This window comes from Yoonia sp. I 8.24, assembly GCF_022096995.1.
Taxonomy (GTDB): domain Bacteria; phylum Pseudomonadota; class Alphaproteobacteria; order Rhodobacterales; family Rhodobacteraceae; genus Yoonia.
This window is the reverse complement of sequence record NZ_JACXGQ010000009.1, coordinates 1-16,627: the sequence shown is the minus strand read 5'-3', so window position 1 is coordinate 16,627 and position 16,627 is coordinate 1. Positions and strand designations below refer to the sequence as shown.

At 55.1% G+C, this 16,627-nt stretch carries 14 protein-coding genes; 11 read left to right on the top strand and 3 right to left on the bottom strand.

What is annotated here, in order from left to right; genetic code table 11:
* Positions 1 to 97 precede the first annotated feature (97 nt).
* Positions 98 to 529 carry a universal stress protein gene (locus Yoon_RS15710; RefSeq protein ID WP_238113481.1) on the top strand — a complete coding sequence of 144 codons (432 nt, stop codon included), beginning with the start codon at positions 98 to 100 and terminating at the stop codon, positions 527 to 529.
* Between the two features lie 10 nt (positions 530 to 539).
* A complete protein-coding gene (locus tag Yoon_RS15705; protein WP_238113480.1) occupies positions 540 to 2,096 on the top strand; it encodes a sodium:alanine symporter family protein in 1,557 nt (518 codons plus the stop codon).
* Positions 2,097 to 2,205: 109 nt separating this feature from the next.
* On the opposite strand, the gene Yoon_RS15700 is transcribed toward Yoon_RS15705, so the two are convergent.
* Positions 2,206 to 3,555 (bottom strand): autotransporter outer membrane beta-barrel domain-containing protein, encoded by a 1,350-nt coding sequence (locus Yoon_RS15700; protein ID WP_238113478.1) that lies wholly within the window; start codon positions 3,553 to 3,555, stop codon positions 2,206 to 2,208.
* 364 nt (positions 3,556 to 3,919) lie between these two features.
* Here Yoon_RS15700 and Yoon_RS15695 point away from each other — a divergent pair, with 364 nt between their 5' ends.
* The 9 genes from Yoon_RS15695 to Yoon_RS15655 all read left to right on the top strand — a co-directional run bounded on the left by Yoon_RS15695 (position 3,920) and on the right by Yoon_RS15655 (position 14,435).
* Positions 3,920 to 5,656: a heparinase II/III family protein gene (locus Yoon_RS15695; RefSeq protein WP_370642191.1), complete on the top strand. Its 1,737-nt coding sequence runs from the start codon at positions 3,920 to 3,922 to the stop codon at positions 5,654 to 5,656.
* On the top strand, positions 5,653 to 7,242 hold the full coding sequence (gene purH / locus Yoon_RS15690) for a bifunctional phosphoribosylaminoimidazolecarboxamide formyltransferase/IMP cyclohydrolase (protein WP_238113477.1): 1,590 nt from the start codon (positions 5,653 to 5,655) through the stop codon (positions 7,240 to 7,242). Before Yoon_RS15695 ends, purH begins: the two co-directional genes overlap by 4 nt.
* A 10-nt stretch (positions 7,243 to 7,252) precedes the next feature.
* Positions 7,253 to 7,741 carry a signal peptidase II gene (gene lspA, locus Yoon_RS15685; protein ID WP_238113476.1) on the top strand — a complete coding sequence of 163 codons (489 nt, stop codon included), beginning with the start codon at positions 7,253 to 7,255 and terminating at the stop codon, positions 7,739 to 7,741.
* A gap of 52 nt (positions 7,742 to 7,793) precedes the next feature.
* Positions 7,794 to 8,303 (top strand): DUF3035 domain-containing protein, encoded by a 510-nt coding sequence (locus Yoon_RS15680; protein WP_238113475.1) that lies wholly within the window; start codon positions 7,794 to 7,796, stop codon positions 8,301 to 8,303.
* A gap of 86 nt (positions 8,304 to 8,389) precedes the next feature.
* A complete protein-coding gene (locus Yoon_RS15675; protein ID WP_238113474.1) occupies positions 8,390 to 9,721 on the top strand; it encodes a pitrilysin family protein in 1,332 nt (443 codons plus the stop codon).
* The gene (locus Yoon_RS15670; RefSeq protein ID WP_238113473.1) at positions 9,721 to 11,034 is read left to right on the top strand and encodes a pitrilysin family protein; all 1,314 of its coding nucleotides are present in this window, start codon (positions 9,721 to 9,723) and stop codon (positions 11,032 to 11,034) included. Before Yoon_RS15675 ends, Yoon_RS15670 begins: the two co-directional genes overlap by 1 nt.
* Positions 11,035 to 11,083: 49 nt before the next feature.
* Entirely contained in the window at positions 11,084 to 12,895 is a 1,812-nt protein-coding gene (mutL, locus tag Yoon_RS15665; RefSeq protein ID WP_238113472.1) for a DNA mismatch repair endonuclease MutL, read from the top strand.
* Positions 12,892 to 14,055, top strand: coding sequence for a DNA recombination protein RmuC (locus Yoon_RS15660; RefSeq protein ID WP_238113471.1), 1,164 nt, complete (start codon positions 12,892 to 12,894; stop codon positions 14,053 to 14,055). The genes mutL and Yoon_RS15660 overlap by 4 nt, the downstream gene beginning before the upstream one ends.
* 62 nt (positions 14,056 to 14,117) lie before the next feature.
* Positions 14,118 to 14,435 (top strand): DUF3775 domain-containing protein, encoded by a 318-nt coding sequence (locus tag Yoon_RS15655; protein WP_238113469.1) that lies wholly within the window; start codon positions 14,118 to 14,120, stop codon positions 14,433 to 14,435.
* Between the two features lie 13 nt (positions 14,436 to 14,448).
* On the opposite strand, the gene Yoon_RS15650 is transcribed toward Yoon_RS15655, so the two are convergent.
* Both Yoon_RS15650 and Yoon_RS15645 read right to left on the bottom strand, forming a co-directional pair.
* Positions 14,449 to 15,489: a saccharopine dehydrogenase gene (locus Yoon_RS15650; protein ID WP_238113467.1), complete on the bottom strand. Its 1,041-nt coding sequence runs from the start codon at positions 15,487 to 15,489 to the stop codon at positions 14,449 to 14,451.
* 9 nt (positions 15,490 to 15,498) lie between these two features.
* The gene (locus Yoon_RS15645) at positions 15,499 to 16,143 is read right to left on the bottom strand and encodes a histidine phosphatase family protein (protein WP_238113466.1); all 645 of its coding nucleotides are present in this window, start codon (positions 16,141 to 16,143) and stop codon (positions 15,499 to 15,501) included.
* Positions 16,144 to 16,627 lie beyond the last annotated feature (484 nt).

The following is a 16,627-nucleotide window of genomic DNA, read 5'->3' as shown; positions in this document are numbered from 1 at the left end:
CGATCCTTGTGATCGCCCGACAAAGACGCCCAAAACTCTTTACATGGTTGTCCGGACTCGCCTTACTGGACACCTAAAAACAGTGAGGGACAAAATAATGAAATTAGTAATTGGCCTTGACGGGCAAAGTTCGGGAGAAAAAGCTCTCGAGTTTGCAAAAAACTTAGCGAACCGAATGGAAAGCTGTGAATTGATTGTGGTTTACGTGATCGAATGGTCGCCGTTTTCATTTCAAACCGCTGAAGAAAATGCGCAGCGCCATAAACGCCGTGAAGAAGAAATTGCAATCGCGATGGAGCGCGTGGTGAACCCCGCCATCAAGACGCTTACGGAGGCGGGACTGACAGCGCGCGCCGTGGTGCGCCATGGTGATGTTGCCGATACGATTGACGACATCGCACATTCAGAGGGCGCAAGCCAGATCATCGTTGCGCGCTCCAGTGCTGGCGGCTTTTCCAAGCGTATCTTTGGCAGCTCAACAGCTAATTTGGTGATGGATGCCCGCGTCCCTGTCACCGTCGTGGTATAAGGATCATACAATGACTAAGATTTATCACTTCTTTCTCTTGGCTGTGGCGTTCTTTGTCGCGGCAGTCCCCGCATCGGCGCAAGAGGCCGCAATGACGTTGGACGAAAAAGTAAACGCGGGGTTCTCCGCAGCAACCGGTTGGTTCGTCAATTTTATTTTCATGTCGATACCGGGAACTAGTTTTCCGTGGATCGTCATGTGGTTGGTGATCGGCGCAACCGTTTTCACCATTTATTTTGCAGCCGTGCAGTTTCGATTCTTTGGACACGCAATTGGGCTCGTCAAAGGCGATTACTCCGATCCCAATGACGCTGGCGAAGTCAGCCATTTTCAGGCATTGGCAACGGCCCTGTCAGGCACCGTCGGCCTTGGAAATATCGCGGGTGTTGCTGTTGCCGTTGGCATCGGCGGTCCTGGCGCGACATTCTGGATGATTTTGGCTGGTCTGCTGGGTATGGCATCTAAGTTTACGGAATGCACTTTGGGCGTCAAATATCGCAATGAATACCCGGACGGCACGGTTTCTGGTGGCCCGATGTACTACATTTCCAAAGGGTTTGACGAACTTGGATTGCCGGGAGGCAAAATTCTTGCCGTCCTGTTCTCTGTGTTTTGTATCTTAGGTGCCTTTGGCGGCGGGAACATGTTCCAAGCGAACCAAGCACACGCAGCGATTTCGGGGATCACCGGTGAGTATCCGGGTTGGATCACCGGCATCATTTTTGCTGGCGTGGTTTTTGCGGTTATCGTCGGTGGTGTGAAATCCATCGCGAAAGTGACCGAAAAGATCGTACCGTTTATGGGTATCTTGTATGTAACTGCGGCGTTGATCGTCTTGCTGGTGAATTTCAACATGATCGGCTGGGCGTTTGGACAAATCTTTGCAGGCGCATTTACCGGTCTTGGTGTTGCTGGCGGCATGGTTGGTGCATTGATTCAAGGTTTTAAGCGAGCGGCTTTCTCAAACGAAGCAGGGGTGGGTTCTGCTGCGATTGCGCACTCAGCAGTGAAAACAAAAGAGCCAATCACCGAAGGCTTTGTATCGTTGCTTGAACCACTGATTGATACGGTTGTGATCTGCACAATGACTGCGCTTGTCATCGTCATTTCCCAGCAGTTGATCATCGATGAAGCCACAGGCAACTACATGCTAAACGAAGCTGGCACTGCAATCGCAACGGTCGACGGGAATTCTGGTGTGGAATTAACGGCGGCGGCATTCGGGTCCGCAATTAGCTGGTTCCCGTTTGTGATGGCGATCGCAGTTATCTTGTTCGCGTTTTCTACGATGATTTCATGGTCCTACTATGGCTTGAAGGCGTGGACCTATTTGTTTGGAGAAGGCAAAGGAACTGAACTCGCGTTCAAAATCATCTTCTGCATCTTCATCGTCATCGGTGCGGCTGCCAGCCTTGGCCCTGTGATCGACTTCTCAGATGCTGCGATCTTTGCGATGGCTGTGGTGAACATTTTTGCTCTCTACTTCCTGATGAAGATCGTCCGCAAAGAATTGGCCTCCTACTCTGAGCGTTTGAAATCAGGTGAGATTAAGAAGTTCACACATTAGACGCTAATGAAAGCAAACCAAAAAAGCCGCCCCTGAAAACGGGGCGGCTTTTGTCGTGAATAACCGTGCTCAGACGTAACGAGTGGCGAGCGGTTCGTGATCAGTGGGATCAGAACTGGTAGTCTAGCGCCAAGCTTAGGCCATAGCTTTCCAAGTCATCTTCGCCAAGACCATCAACAAAGACATTCATCCCAGCAATCAACCCTGCGCCATTGGAATAGTTTAGACCCGCATCGATCCGGCCACGCCAGCCATTATAATTGCCAATGACGGATGACGAAGCGGCGTCACCATCGGTATCCGACCAGATGCCTGATAGCCCTCCAACGAGCACCAAATCATGCGATAGCATCGGTTTTTCAAAGTCCACACCAAGGGCGACCTCGGTTTGTTCAATATCCTGAGAGTCGATATCAACACTGTCGCTGTCCGTATATGCATCCTGCGTATCGCGCACATGGCTGGCAGAGATGATCGGGAACATTGTGAAATGTTCCATTTCAACACGGCCTTGCAAATTCAGCGTGGCCAGCCAGCGTTCACCGTCAAAACTGTCGGTTGCATCACCATCGGGCGTGAATTCGTTATCTGTTTTACCATAAAGCAGGCGCCCATCCAAAAACAGCGGGTGTTCAGAAATTTGCGTGGCGAAATATGGCCCGACCAGCCAACCTCTACCTTCGGCTTTGTCTCCGTTAGCAAAGTCCTGCTCTGCCAAGTCCAGCTGCAACATGGCACCAACGATGGTGTTTTCACCAAAAGACAGATGCGTACCAGCGGCCCCAAGGAAATAGCTTTGGTCGTTGCCTTCTTCAAATTTCGTGGCGCTACCGGTCAAAGTCGCCCAGACAGGCCCGCGCCCGGCAGAGGCAAAATCAATGCTGCCAGCACCTTGGGTTACGTCTGCATTAAGACGTCCACCAGCGCGGCCATCGACAAAACGCGCCACGTCGGGCTGGTTTTGCACCAGCGCACGCGCGCGGTTTTCCATGAAACTTGCGATCTGTTCCTCTGCGGCAGTGCCGGTCACGCCATCATAAGTGATGGTACCGCTGACAACGAAGCTTACATTGCTAGGGCTACCGTTGTACGAGCCACAAAAATTGTCTACATTGCTCGTGGGTTGGAAAGTGATTTCGAGCTGACCATCCGCAATAAGCGGCGCAAGTGTTGCCTGATCAACAATCAGGATTTGGGTCAGTCCAGATACACAGTCCAGTCCCGTAGGGGCAGCCACACCTACGCTCACACCATCCAATAGCACCGTCAGCATTTCTGTACCATAACCAAAATCGCCATAGAGGCTCAGATCAATGGTGGCATCCCCATTGGTTCCCGTCGGCAAACCAGTGAGCGTCGTGCTTGCAGAGCCTCCAGTGACTGTGCTGTGAACTTGCGGAATACTCACGGATTGCGCGTGCGCCGCCGTTGCGGCCAACAACAATGGTGCCGCAAGCATCCCCAATTTTTTGCTAATCTTTGTAGCTTGAACGCCACGCGTAAAACCAGGCCTCGAAGCCTTGTCGAAAATCTTCATCTCTCTTCCAATCGTTAACTAGTCAACATGCGGGATATCTACCAACTATCGGGTAGCATTAAAGAAAATATCACACATTTTGAAATTCGCGCGGGCAACAGTGCAACAGCGCAACAGTGCATATTTCATCCTGACATCGCCCCAAAGTAGAAACGCGGCCTTGTCCGCACAGCGCCCATTGATCAACGCTTTGGCAAAACCACGCCCAAGCGCAGAAGTTTTCGTGACTTGGCTACAATGATTTCCTATCGTGCCGCCAAGTACGAGTAACCAAGGCGGCGTAGCATTGGCACACGCGACCACATGGCGGGATCGCCGGACCAGATTTATGCACCGGGTGCACGCGCGTAGAGCTACGCGTCGCAATCTGCCTATTGGCTTTGTGACGACACCCGATCCGCGCTCAATTGGCGCTGTCGGACGTGGACGACAATTGATCACCGGCAATTTCCTTTTTTCAGGCCAGTTTATCGAAGGGCCACGGCTTTCGATCTGGGACGTCGCGGATAAACACCCAGAAAACGCGGATGAAATTCACGGCGCTGCCTGGGTGGATGATCTGGTAGCAGTCGGCGATGATAAGGCCCGCAGCCGAACACAGGATTGGGTTTACGATTGGATCAAGCGCTACGGCGACGGGCGCGGCATGGGCTGGACGCCAGATGTTGCTGGCCGTCGTCTGACGCGTTGGATCAATCACGGGCCGTTTATCTTGCGTGGCCAAGACACTCCCGCCGCTGACCAATTTATGCTAACTCTGGCGCAACAGACCCTGTTTTTGGCTAACCGTTGGCATACAATGTCCCATGGATTAGCACGGTTCGAGGCGCTCAGCGGGCTGATCTATGCCGGATCAATGCTATCGCAGATGCAAGATCATGTTGGCCCCGCAGCCACTGCCCTCGCCACAGCTTGCTCGGATGAAATTAGCCCCGGTGGCGCGATCGCCACACGTAACCCAGAAGAATTGCTGGAAATTCTCGTGCTACTCAATTTGGCGGTGCAATCGCTGACCGAAACACAGCAGAAGCTACCACGTGAAATTCCTTTGGCGATTGAGCGCATCGTGCCAACCCTGCGGGCCTTGCGCCATACTGATGGCAGCCTAACCCGGTTCCACGGAGGTGGCTCCGGGCTTGAAGGGCGGCTGGACCAAGCCTTTGCAGATGCGGCGGTCAGAGCAACGCCCGATTCAGGGCTGCATATGGGGTTTGCAAAACAAACGGGCGGACGCACTTCGCTGATCGTCGATGCCGCGGCGCCGCCTTTCGGGGCCGCATCGGCAAAGGGGCATGCAAGCACACTTGGGATTGAACTCACCTCGGGTCGCCGCCCAATCATCGTCAACAGCGGATCCGGCGCACGGTTTGGCCGCGAATGGCGGCGGGCCAGCCGTGCGACCGCCAGCCATTCCACGCTTGGCATTGAAGGGCTATCATCTTCGCGACTGAACCCGCAGGGGAAATGGTTGATTAAGACCCCAAGCTCCGTGCGGTTTAACGCCCCCACTACCAACGGCATCCGCCAGATCGAAGTATCCCAAAACGGGTACCAGCCCAGTCATGGCTTAACCCATGCCCGCATCCTAAAACTTGCAATCGATGGGCGACAACTCACCTGCGAAGACCTGCTTGCCACACTTGATGAACAAGACCACGCACAGTTTGATCGCGCGTGCGGGGCCGATGGAGTCCCCTATAATATTCGGTTCCACCTGCATCCTGATGTCGCAGCCACTCAGGAAGGGGAATCTGTCTATCTATCCCTCAAATCCGGTGAAACATGGGTGTTTAGCCATGATGGGGTTGCGCAATTGTCGATTGCGCCTTCGGTTTACCTACAAAATGGCCGTTTAAGGCCGATAGGCACGCATCAAGTGGTTTTATCTGGGCGCGCAATGTCCTATGCGACACGCATCCGTTGGTCATTGGCCAAGGCACAAGACACGCCAACTGCGGTGCGTGACCTTGTCCAAAGTGACGACGCGGATGATGTGGAATATACACCTGGGGACTTTGAATGACCGACCTTGCACCACTGCGCCGCGCGCTGCTTTCTGTATCTGACAAAACTGGGCTTGTAGATTTGGCGCGTGCTCTCGCTGATCGCGGAGTCGAATTGCTGTCAACAGGCGGATCTGCCGCTGCCCTACGCGACGCAGGGCTTGAGGTCCGCGATGTGGCTGATGTCACGGGCTTTCCCGAAATGATGGACGGGCGCGTGAAAACGCTGCATCCGGTTGTGCATGGCGGCCTGCTGGCGCGCCGCGATCTTGATGGGCACCGCGACGCGATGGTCGAACATAACATTGGCCCAATCGATATGCTCGTTGTGAACCTTTACCCGTTTGAGGAAACCGTGGCCAAAGGCGGCGACTACGCAGCCTGCATCGAAAACATTGATATCGGCGGCCCTGCGATGATCCGCTCCGCCGCGAAAAACCACGCCTTTGTCACCGTTGTCACCGACGTCGAAGATTACGCCGCCGTTTTGGCCGAACTGGACGCGAACGACGGCCAGACCACAATGGCGCTGCGCCAAACACTTGCCCAAACCGCCTATGCCCGCACAGCAGCTTATGACACCGCCGTCAGCACATGGATGGCAGGTGCGATTGGCCAAGACACGCCACGGCGTCGGTCGTTTACAGGCACATTTAAGCAAACCATGCGTTATGGCGAAAACAGCCATCAGTCTGCGGCGTTCTACACGGATGGCACAGAACGGCCCGGTGTTGCGACCGCAACGGTCCACCAAGGGAAAGCGCTGTCATACAACAACATCAACGACACCGACGCCGCGTTTGAGTTGGTCGCGGAATTCGACCCAGCTGAAAGCCCTGCTGTCGCCATTGTCAAACACGCCAACCCATGCGGCGTAGCGCGCGGTGCGACATTGCTAGAAGCTTACCAAAACGCATTCAACTGCGACCGCACGTCGGCATTTGGCGGGATCGTCGCGTTAAACCAGCCTTTGGACGAAGAAACCGCCAAGGCAATTGTCGAAATCTTTACCGAAGTCGTGATTGCGCCGGGCGCATCCGATGCGGCGAAAGCCGTGTTCGCGGCCAAGAAAAACCTGCGCCTTTTGACCACCGATGCGCTGCCTGATGTCACAACGCCGATCACAACGTACCGTCAGGTTGCGGGTGGGATGCTCGTTCAGGACAAAGACACCGGCTATGTCGGTATGGACGATCTGAAAGTGGTGACCAAAGTTGCCCCAACCGACGCGCAAATGTCAGACCTCTTGTTCGCTTGGAAAGTTGCGAAACACGTCAAGTCCAACGCAATTGTCTATGTCAAAGACAAGGCAACAGTTGGCGTCGGTGCTGGGCAAATGTCACGTCTGGACTCTGCGCTGATTGCCGCGAAGAAATCAGAACGCATGGCCGAAGCCATGGGCCTGCCACAACCGCTGACTATTGGATCAGCCGTGGCATCCGATGCATTCTTCCCCTTTGCGGATGGTCTGCTCGAAGCCGCCGCTGCGGGTGCGACCTGTGTGATCCAGCCGGGTGGCTCTATGCGTGACGACGAAGTTATCGCCGCAGCCGATGAGGCCGGTATCGCGATGGTCTTCACCGGCATGCGCCACTTTAAACACTAAGGGGCGGCTCATGCGTCTGACGTTCTGGACCGGGCTTATTGTGGTATTGCTGGATCAAGCCAGCAAATACTACGTCGTGCATTGGCTCGGTCTGGGGAACCCCGGTCGGGGTAAGATCGAAGTGTTTCCGCCCTACCTCGAATTTCAGATGGCATGGAATCGGGGCGTGAACTTTGGGCTCTTTTCTGGGTTTGATATGCGCTGGGTGCTGATCGGCGTGGCTATAGCCATCTCAATCATCGTGCTTTGGTGGCTGCGCAAAAATGGCGGATCGAAATGGGTCTACCTGTCAGCCGGGTTGTTGGTCGGCGGCGCTATCGGGAATGTGATCGACCGTATCTTTTATGAAGCGGTCGCGGATTTCTTGAACATGTCGTGCTGCGGGATCAACAATCCTTATTCCTTTAACATTGCGGATGTTGCGATCTTTATTGGGGCAATTGGGCTTGCGTTTTTCGGCGAAGATGCCAAATCTAAACCCAAGAAGAAGAGCACGTGACGTTGTCGCGGGCTTGGGGTACAAGACCCCGACATTACCAATGGGTGCTTTCATGCGTGCAATGATTTTATCAGTTCTAGCCTTTGTCACGCTTGCGGCCTGCGGCAATACGGAACGTTCCTTGCGCGACATGCGGACAACGGATGGCGGCCCAGATGAGTTTTCGGTCATTCCCGCGCAGCCGCTCGCATTACCTGAAACACTGGCGCTTGTGACACCCACACCCGGTGGTGCGAACCTTGCCGACCCCACACCCAAAGCCGATGCGATTGCGGCACTTGGTGGCAATCGTGCCGTGCAACAGGCTGGAGGTGTCCCAGCAAGCGATTCCGGCCTGATCGCACAGGTGACACGCTACGGCGTGGACGCCGACATTCGTGCCTACTTGGCCGAACGCGATGCGAACGCACGCCGACGCAAGCAAGCGTCAAATGTGTTCAACCCCTTGAACCGTGACCGGTACTTCCCGCTTTACGCCGGGCAAGCATTGGATGCAGATGCAGAGTTGGCGCGACTTGCAGCGCTTGGCGTTCTTGTTCCAAACGCGCCAGCGGCTGAATAAAACATTCCTTCACAACCGCGTATGGCGGCTTGAACATCGCGGGTCCTAGCGTCAGTTTACGCCTGAGCTAACCAAAAAGGGTGCCGATGAAACATTTGCTTACCGCTATGGCGATAATCACCGCAGCTACCGCCGCACAGGCGCAAGAGGTGACAACCTTTGATCTTGATAACGGTATGGAAGTCGTTGTGATCGAAGACCACCGCGCGCCTGTTGCCGTGCATATGGTGTGGTACAAAATCGGATCAGCCGACGAACCTGAAGGCACATCAGGTATTGCGCATTTCTTTGAACATTTGATGTTCAAGCAAACGGATGTGCTGGCCTCGGGCGAATTTTCTGCAACCGTTGCTGCGAATGGCGGCAGCGACAATGCGTTTACCAGCTATGATTACACGGCCTATTTCCAACGCATCGCAGCGGACCGGCTAGAATTGATGATGCAGATGGAAAGCAACCGGATGACAAATCTGGCGCTCACCGCTGATAATATCGAAACCGAACGCAATGTGATCCTTGAGGAACGCAACCAGCGCACCGAAAATAATCCCAGCGCCTTGGCCCGCGAGCAGTTCAACGCCGCGCTGTTCCAAAACCACCGTTACGGCGTGCCGATCATCGGCTGGAAACACGAGATGGAGCAGCTTGATCTTGAAGACGCCAATGCGTTTTACGGCCGCTATTATGCACCCAATAACGCGATTTTAGTTGTCGCGGGCGATGTTGATCCGGATGATGTGCGCACGCTTGCTGAAACCTATTACGGCGTGATCCCGGCAGAGCCAGACCTGCCAGAACGCCTGCGCCCGCAAGAGCCCCCACAACGCGCCGAACGCCGGATTACCTATACTGACCCACGCGTCAGCCAACCCTATATCAGCCGTACGTATCTTGCACCTGAACGCGATCCCGGCGCCCAAGAAGAAGCTGCAGCGCTGACCTATCTGGCCGAGCTACTTGGTGGATCGTCGTTTACCTCTGATCTTGGTACAGCGTTGCAATTCGACACACAAACCGCGCTTTATACCAATGCCTCCTATAGCGGAAATTCTCTGGATACAGGTATTTTCCGGGTCGCCGTTGTCCCCGCCACCGGTGTCACATTGTCCGAAGCCGAAGCTGCGATGGATCAAGTCATCGCAGATTTCATGGAAAACGACATTGACCCGGCGCGGATCGACAGTATCCGCACGCAGTTGCATGCTTCTGAGATTTACGCGATGGATAATACCCAAGGGTTGGCGCGCCGCTATGGCGCGGCACTTAGCCAAAGCCTGGCAGTTGCTGACGTACAGGCGTGGCCCGATATCCTGCAATCCGTTACCGAAGCAGATATCAAAGCCGCCGCCGCCAAAGTATTCAACCGCGATCAGGCCGTCACAGGTTGGGTTGTCGCAAGCCAAGAGGACGCCCGCTAATGCTGCGTAAATTGATTGCAATCACGCTGTGTGTGTTCGCCACCACGGCCCATGCCGAACTTGACATCAAAGAAGTCACATCCCCCGGCGGGATCAATGCTTGGGTCGTCGAAGAACCCAGTATTCCATTTGTCGCGCTTGAGATCCGGTTTCGTGGCGGCACCTCGCTAGACTTGCCTGGCAAACGCGGCGCCACCAATCTGATGATGGGGCTGCTTGAAGAAGGGGCAGCCGATATGACTGCCCAAGAATTCCAAACAGCGCGCGAAGCCCTAGCCGCAAGTTACGGGTTTTCTGCATCGGATGATTCCGTTGGCATTTCGGCTCAGTTCCTGACCGAAAACCAAGATGCGGCACTGGAACTATTGCGTCAGGCATTGATCGCACCAACATTTGACCAAGACGCGGTTGATCGGGTCCGTGGGCAAGTACTTGCAAATATCGCTTCCGAAGAAAAGAGCCCCAATAGCATCGCAAGCGCTGCGTTTAACGCCGCTGCATTTGGCGATCACCCTTACGGCACCAATAGCGATGGCACCGTGGATAGCGTCAATGCGTTGACCCAAACAGACATAATCAACGCGCATAAAAACGCGCTGACACGAGACAGGATTTATGTTTCTGTTGTGGGCAATGTTACCGCCGCGCAGGTCGGACAAATGCTTGATACTTTACTGGGTGACTTACCAGAGCAAGGGCCTGAATCGCCAGACGATATTGCCTTTGGCCTTACAGGCGGCACGACCGTGATCGACTATGCGACCCCGCAAGCCGTCGCATATTTCGGACACGCTGGCATGAAACGCGACGACCCTGATTTCTTTGCCGCCTATATTCTCAACCACGTCTTGGGCGCAGGCGGCTTTGAATCGCGGCTTATGCATGAGGTGCGTGAAAAGCGCGGGCTGACTTATGGGATCGGCACCTATTTGGTCCCCAAATTTCACGCGGAAATGATGATCGGTACTGTTGCGTCATCCAATGCGACCATCGCCGAAGCGATCAGCGTGACCCGTGATGTCTGGGCTGACACTGCTGAAAACGGGATAACAGATGTGGAACTGACGGCGGCCAAAACCTATCTAACAGGGGAATATCCGCTGCGATTTGATGGTAACAGCGACATCGCGAACATCATGGTCGGCATGCAGATGATCGGTCTCTCGCCAGACTATGTGATCAATCGCAACGTTTTCATTGAAGCCGTCACTTTGGACGATGTGAACCGGGTTGCGGCAGAATTGCTCGCCCCTGCGGATCTGCATTTCGTTGTCGTCGGGCAACCCGAAGGTCTGTTAACTACGTCAAACTGATCGTAAATCTGCTCTCGTAGAATCGCGTGGAAATGCTATAGTTTGTAGCATGGCCATTGCAGACCCCCAGATAAAGCCCCGTCCGGTGATCCGGCAGCTTGATGACGCCGCGATCAACCGGATTGCGGCGGGCGAGGTGTTGGAACGCCCCGCCTCTGCCGTCAAAGAGCTGGTCGAAAACGCTGTTGATGCCGGGGCAACCCGCATTGAGGTGGTGATCGCAGATGGTGGCAAGACCCTGATCCGTGTGACGGATAATGGCTGCGGCATTGCAGCGGATGATTTGCCGCTTGCGCTATCACGTCACGCAACTTCAAAAATCGACGGCTCTGATCTACTCAATATTCATTCCTTTGGGTTTAGGGGCGAAGCGCTACCATCGCTTGGCGCTGTTGGGCGTTTATCAATCACCTCGCGCGTTGACGGGCGCGATGCTGCGACGATCAATGTCGCGGGCGGCAAGATGGATGCGGTTCGCCCCGCCGCGCTATCCGGCGGCACTGTGGTTGAACTGCGCGATATGTTCTTTGCGACACCCGCGCGTTTGAAATTTCTGCGCACCGACCGTGCCGAGGCGCAAGCCGTCAGTGATGTCGTCAAACGGCTGGCGATGGCCGAACCCTTTGTCACCTTTATCTTGCGCGATGCCTCTAAGGGCGACACGCGCACGGCCTTCCGCGCAGACGCGCAAAGCGGCGATATGTTCGACGCGCTTCACGGGCGGTTGCAAACCGTGCTTGGCCGCGAATTTGCGGAAAATGCACTGGCGATTGATACCGAACGCGAAGGGTTTCACCTGACCGGTTACGCCGCCTTGCCGACCTATTCGCGCGGCGCAGCGATTGCGCAATTCTTGTTTGTGAACGGACGTCCGGTGCGTGATAAAATGCTGCTCGGCGCATTGCGGGCGGCTTATATGGATGTGTTGTCGCGCGACAGACATCCGGTTGCCGCACTTTTTGTTGACTGCGACCCGACGCTTGTCGACGTCAACGTGCACCCGGCCAAATCCGAGGTTCGTTTTCGCGAACCCGGCATTGTGCGCGGATTGATCGTATCGGGGCTGCGCCATGCGCTGGCAGATGCTGGGCACAGGGCGTCAACGACTGTGGCAACTGCGACGCTCGGCGCGATGCAGCCGCAACCAACCGAACCTCGTGTTTACCAAATGGACCGGCCCAGCTTTAGCGCGCGGTCCATGACATTTCAGGCCCAAGCGCCGGGTTTCCAGGAAGCCCCATCAGCCAGGATCGAACCCATAATAGAGGACGAGCACGCGCATCTCCCGCTTGGGGCGGCGCGTGCGCAGGTACATGAAAACTATATCATCGCGCAAACGCAAAACGGTATCGTCATCGTTGACCAACACGCCGCCCACGAACGGCTGGTCTACGAAAAGCTAAAAACGCAAATGGCTGAAAACGGGGTCGCGGCGCAGGCGCTTTTGATTCCCGAAATTGTCGAGCTATCCGACGGCGACGCCGCACTGCTCTTGTCCATCGCGGATGATCTGTCAAAACTGGGCCTCACTATCGAGGCGTTTGGCGGCGGTGCAATTGCCGTGCGCGAAACCCCAGCGATTTTGGGCGAAATCAACGCAAGCGCCATGATCAAAGACATCGTTGATGAATTGGCAGACCAAGGCGATAGCGCCAATGTCAAAGCTAAAATTGACGCGATCCTTAGTCGGGTCGCCTGCCACGGATCCATCAGGTCAGGCCGCCGGATGCAAGGCCCCGAAATGAACGCGCTGCTACGCGAAATGGAGGCCACCCCACTGGCTGGCCAATGCAACCACGGACGCCCCACATATGTGGAATTGAAGCTATCCGATATTGAACGGCTGTTCGGTCGCACATGATCCAGATTGGCGATCAGACCTATGCTTTTAGCGATCCATGGGTGATTGGCGGGTTTGCCGCAATATCGGTCACGTTGCTGGTTCTTGTATTGCTTCTAACAACTGCACGCCGCGCCGGGCGGTCTGCCGATGCCGTCAGCAGTATCGCCCAACAAGTCGGGCAGCTGTCGCAAAATGTCGTCGCCCTTGGCCAAGGGCAAAGCCAGCTTGCAGGCAACATTCAATCCGTCAGCGATGCCCAAGCTATCGCACAGGTCCATGTGATCCAAACCATGGAAGCCCGGCTGGCCGAAGTGCAAGAAAAGATGAAAGACACGCTAACTGGATCATCGGAAAAAACCACCAAAAGCCTGACGCAGTTGCAAGAACGACTTGCGACCATCGATAAGGCGCAGACGAATATTGAAAAGCTGTCGGGCGATGTGTTGTCACTGCAAGATATCCTGTCGAACAAGCAACGGCGCGGCATGTTCGGCGAAATCCAACTGACCGATATCGTCTCTAAGGCCCTGCCCGCCGATAGCTACACGCTGCAAGCAACCCTTTCGAACGGGAAACGTGCGGACTGCCTGATCCATCTGCCCAATCCACCGGGGCCCATCGTGATCGATGCGAAGTTTCCGTTTGAAGCCTACGAAGCTTACGCTGCCGCCGAAACCAAAGACGACCAAGCCTACGCCCTGCGCGCACTTGGGGCTGCGGTGCGTGTTCATATCAAAGCAATTTCCGAAAAATACCTGATCGAAGGGGAAACCGCCGACGGCGCGTTGATGTTCCTCCCGTCCGAGGCCGTCTATGCCGAACTGCACGCGCGGCTTCCCGAGGTCGTGCGCGCCGGGTTTGACGCGCGTGTTTGGATCGTCTCGCCAACAACCTGCATGGCCACGCTGAACACAATGCGCGCGATCCTCAAAGACGCGCGGATGCGGGAACAGGCTGGCGAAATCCGCAAGGCGCTGCGGCTACTCCACCGCGACGTTGGGATCATCGCTGAAAAGGCGGTTAAGCTGGACACGCACCTGCGCCAAGCGGGCGAAGACGTTTCCGGCGTGCTGACCGCCGCCACCCGCGCAGGCAAACGCGCGGATCGGTTAGATAACTTCGATTTTGAAGAACTCCCAAACGACGCCCCCCTCAAGGTCAACCCTTTGATAGAGTAGTTGCGCCAGATCAAAGCGTCCGGTTCCGATCCCGGGTACACCTAATGCAAGGAGAACGTATAATGCTTGCCATTTCATCAGATAAAATCGCCGAGGTGATTATCCTCGCACGCGAATTGCACCGGGCGGAAAATGAATTTGACGGGTTCGTGGGCCAGTTGACCGGCGAAGAGAAAGTCGCCTTGGTCTCGGTGTTTTGGATCGGGCGCGGCAGTTTTGACGCCAGCGAACTAGCCGAGGCACAGCAAACAGCCGCGCGCGAGGCAACAACCCCAACCGCCAGCTATCTCAAAGGATCGCCGCATCTGGCCGACCACCTCGAATCCGGGATGGAAGCATTGGGGCTCAACCCAACTGACGCCGAAGAAGACCTGTTATAACGTAGGGTGGATTTTAACCCACCGCTTTTTCGAAACAATCGCGTGCGCGACCCCATACATCTTGGTCCAATGCGCCCAATGTCATCAGATGCGGCAAGAGTTGATCCGCAAAATCTGCACTGCTTTCTGCAGGCAGCATTGAAGGCAGGTTATCAATCGCGGTGACATCCAACACCGGTTCATCATGCACACGCAGCGCTGGTGCATCCCAAGTTGTCGTGCGGTCATAAACTTTGATCGGTGAAAAATCGCTGTCCGGGTCGCAAGCGATGTCGCCGATGACGGTCAGCTTGCGATCCGCAGTTTTTGCATCCGCGGGAACAAAGACGGGGGTTCCCGGCCGCGCGAGGATACAATTTAAGAAAATATCGTGATCCAACACTTCAGGAAAAAGTCCACCCGATACGGTTTCGGCCATATCCCATTTTGTAACTTGCACCCCCATAGCTTCGCACAAATCTGCGCCGCCAGTGCCAACACGGCCCAAAGCCCCGATGATCAGCGCGTTTGGGCGTGTCGCGCCAAGACGCGTTTTCAAATCACCCCGCAGTGCCGCCGCATCTGGATAGCTGTGAACCGCCCCCGCCAGTTCACCCTTTTGCTGGGCTGCCCAACACATCAGCGACACCGCCGCCCCGGCATACCCCGCCCAATATCCGAATGCGGCAACCCGGCGCCCATCCGCAAGGGTCAGATATTCCAGATCGTAAAGCGTACCGCCGCCGGCCTGGAACCGATCCAGCAAGATACGCCCGTCAGGTTGACCTTTATATGCGTGCCCAAACATGATGTGGCGGTGCCGCAGTGGCGTCCCGTCCTCTGGCAATTCTTTCAGCCCAAAGATCAGCGCATCCGCGGGTGCATTCATCCAAGAAAACTCTGGTGCAATGGCGCACCCAACTTCAGCGTATTGTGCAATCGGAATGATCCGTTGCGCGCTTTGCTCAACAGTGATCTGAAAACCGTTTGCCAATAGCTGTGCAGCTCCGTCTGGCGTTAGCCCAACACGGTCTTCGTTTGCACGGCTTTCTGAACGAACCCAAAGATGTACCATAAATACCCCCTAAAAATGCGTGATCGCATGGGTGCGATCTGGCTGGTCTAAATGCGGTGCAGCGTTAAAGCTGGCCAATATTGGTCCCTGCGGGATCACGTGAACCCGGTGGACCGATGTATTCATGATGGGCAACAAGACATGCGCCAGCCGGGTCGGGTCCAGCTGCAGCAAATGGCGGATAATCATCCCGATCACCCCACCCGATGTGACGCAAAGCACGCGCACTCCTGGTTGTGCGGCCTCTTGCAAAACACCGGTCACACGATCCTCAAACGAGGCAAAAGTCTCAACGCCCTGAATTTCCGCGCGATGCCATGCTTCCATCACCTGTGGAATATGAGCCGCAAATTCTTCCGGGCCAGGCATCGGCACGCCATGCACATCATCAAGAGCCTGACCGAGATTAAAGTAATCCATCTCATTTAGGCGCGGATCGATAACCGGATCAGCGAACCCCATACCCGCAGCCGTTTCACGATGGCGGCGCAAGCTGCCCGCGATCACCTTGTCAAAGGGCGCTTCCCGGTCGCTGAGGTATTCACCAAGCCAGCGGGCCTGCTGATGCCCCATCTCAGAAAGCTTGTCATAGCTTTCTTCATCTGTTGCGCTGGAATTTGCCTGCCCGTGACGCACAAATACAATCTCGCCCATGCGCGACTCCTTAATTTTTCTAAGACCTACGAGGTCAAATACGGCTTGGCAACGCTCATTGGCCGCAACATCGGGTCACGCGGGCGCGATTTGAAAGAAATATATGCCTACACTTTTTTGCGTTCGACGTTGTTTCGTGAGCGGCATGTCAGCCGAAAATTGCTTCATCGCACAGAGATCATTTCACTTGTGTTCATCCCTGCACAGAACCAGCGCATGGGCGTGCTTCTACGGAATTCAAGAGAAATTTCTGATCACATCGGTCACCATTTTCGTGATCGTCCGAGCCCTTTTCGAACGGCCAAAAGAACCCGATATCCATTTCATCAACACGGCAAACGAAGCCGCCGCGACAAATAACAGCGATCTAACATCGCTAAACAAAAGAGAAAAAGGAACACATTATGTCTATCAAAACAATCGCACTTGCCGCCGCAACAATCGCTGCTCTGGGTTCAACTGCTTCTGCAAGCAACTACTTTGA